The sequence below is a fragment of the Pinirhizobacter sp. genome (assembly GCF_035317885.1).
Classification (GTDB): domain Bacteria; phylum Pseudomonadota; class Gammaproteobacteria; order Xanthomonadales; family Rhodanobacteraceae; genus Pinirhizobacter.
Genome location: NZ_DATHFX010000150.1, coordinates 1 through 2,227 on the forward strand (window position 1 = coordinate 1; position 2,227 = coordinate 2,227).

3 protein-coding genes are annotated in these 2,227 nt (G+C 65.6%); all 3 read left to right on the forward strand.

The features are described 5' to 3' along the window. Positions 1-187: response regulator transcription factor (locus tag VK519_RS04605; protein ID WP_324347956.1), on the forward strand; the 187-nt coding region annotated here is incomplete at its 5' end. Positions 188-216: 29 nt separating this feature from the next. Further along, positions 217-1,224 carry a phosphate/phosphite/phosphonate ABC transporter substrate-binding protein gene (gene phnD / locus VK519_RS04610; protein ID WP_324347957.1) on the forward strand — a complete coding sequence of 336 codons (1,008 nt, stop codon included), beginning with the start codon at positions 217-219 and terminating at the stop codon, positions 1,222-1,224. Between the two features lie 77 nt (positions 1,225-1,301). Beyond that, positions 1,302-2,227, forward strand: a 926-nt coding sequence (locus tag VK519_RS04615) for a lamin tail domain-containing protein (protein ID WP_324347958.1), incomplete at its 3' end; no start/stop codon positions are given.

Here is a 2,227-nt window from a genome sequence, read left to right on the forward strand (position 1 = left end):
GCTCACCGACCGCCAGATCGACGTATTGCGACTGCTTGCCCTGGGCAAACCGAACAAGGTGATCGCCCGCGACCTGGGGATAAGCGAGGGCACGGTGAAGATCCACCTGGCAGCCATTTTCCGCGCCCTCTCGGTGCGAAATCGCGTCGAGGCCGTGGTAGCCTCGCGAAGGGTTAGCGGGCTCTAGATCTCTTCGACAAGGGTGGTAGCACGCTCATGCGTCGGCTGGCAGGGGTACTCATCGTCTGGCTCGCGTTGAGCCTCACCGTATCGGCGCGCCAGAGCGAACCGCCGCCAGGCAACGCCGTGCCTTTGACCTTCGGCATCCTTCCCATCGGCGGACCATCGGAGTCGCTGGAGTCGTGGAGGCCGATGCTCGACGACCTCGGCCGTTACCTGCAACGGCCGGTGCGAAGCATCTCGGTGAGCACCTACGAGGGCATCTCCGAGGCGATCGGCGAGCAGCGGGTGGACATCGCTTTCCTCTCCGGCCGCCTGGCGCTCGGCGCCGTGACACACCAGAGCATGCAGGTGGTGGCGCAGCTCACCCGCGGCGACGGTTCGAAGGGTTATTACGCCGTGCTGCTGGTGCGCAACGACTCTCCCCTGCACACGCTCAACGACCTCTACGCCCGGCCCGGCCACTGGCGTTACGCCCGCGGGGAAGCGTTGTCGGTCTCCGGTTACCTGGTACCGGAGACGCAGCTCTTCGCCGGCCGCGGACTGGATTCGGACACCTTCTTCGCCAACGTGCACATCGACAACCATCAGAACAACGCGCTGGCGGTAGCCAATGGCGAGGTGGACGTGGGCACCAACAATACCGCCGACCTCGAACGCTTCGCCCAGCACTTCCCGGAGCAAGCGGCCAGGCTCCGCGAACTGTGGCGGTCGACCCTGGTGCCGCACGCCGTGATCGTGGTACGCCGCGACCTGCCCGCCGCCTTGCGCCAGCGCATTGCCGAATTCATCACCACTTACGGCAAGGGCAAGGATGGCGCGCGCGAAACCGCCAACCTGAAGCTGATCCACGATATCAGCGGCTTCGCCCCCGTCGGCAACGATGCGCTGCTGCCCTTCGCCGACATCGAATACACCCTCGAACGGCGGCGTGCGATGACGGCCCAATGGGTGAACGAGGCGGCTCGCAAGGCCCGGCTGGGCAAGATCGACGAGGATCACCGCCAGCTGGTGAACCAGTTGCGGGCGCATTCGGTGCCCTAGGGACGGCTGTCACGAAAAGTGACGATTTGATGCGGCAGACTTGCCCGCGGGGAATCCGTTGCCTGGGGAAAAAAACGATGCGCAAGTATGCGAAGCCGCGCGGCCTGATCGTGCTGGCCGGCCTTATCGGGTGTCTGTCGGTGCAGGCCGCCGATGTTGTGGTCAATCAGTTCCGCGTGCGGGGGCCATCGGGCGGCAACGATGAATTCGTCGAGCTCTACAACAGCGGCAGCGCCGCGGTAGATGTCTCCGGATACAAATTCAATGCGTCCAACGTCAGTGGCACCACCGGCACGCGCCTGACGTTGCCCGCGGGCACGTCGATTGGGCCGGGTTGCTACCTGCTGCTGACCAACAAGGCCGCCAGCGGCTATTCGGGCAGCGTGCCCGGGGACCTCACCTACAGCACGGGCGTCACCGACGATGGTGGCCTGGCCCTGCTCGACGCTGCCGGCAACATCACCGACCAGGTCGGCCTTTCCACCGGCTCCGCCTATAAGGCGGGTACGCCGCTGGTGACGCTGGGCACCACCAATGCCGACCAGGGCTACGGCCGGGTCACCTCAGGGGCGGGCATCCCGCAGCAGAGCGGCGACAACAGCGCCGATTTCGTCAAGGTGGCACCCACCGCGCCGCACAATGCAACAAGCCTTTGCGTGGCGCAGGGTCCGTCGCTGAGCATCGCCGATTCGTCGGTGAGCGTGGCCGGTGCCGGCGATGTGCCGATGCCGTTCACCGTCACCTTGAGCAAGCCAGTCGATGGCGATGTCACGGTGCACGTCGCCACCAGTGACGACACAGCCACGATCGCCGCCGGCGATTACGACGCACTGGACACCACGCTTACCATCGCCGCCGGTGGGACCACCGCGGCGTTCAACGTGAATGTCCATGGCACCACCACGGCGGGTCCGGACAAAGCCTTCCACGTCACCCTGAACCAGCCTACGGGTAGTGTTTCCCTCGGTCGCGCCACGGCCATCGGCGCCATCCTGAACCAAGT

What these genes read in the sequence shown, in the direction of transcription:
- phnD (WP_324347957.1), top strand. Translation starts at nt 217, where the DNA reads ATGCGTCGGCTGGCAGGGGTACTCATCGTCTGGCTCGCGTTGAGCCTC.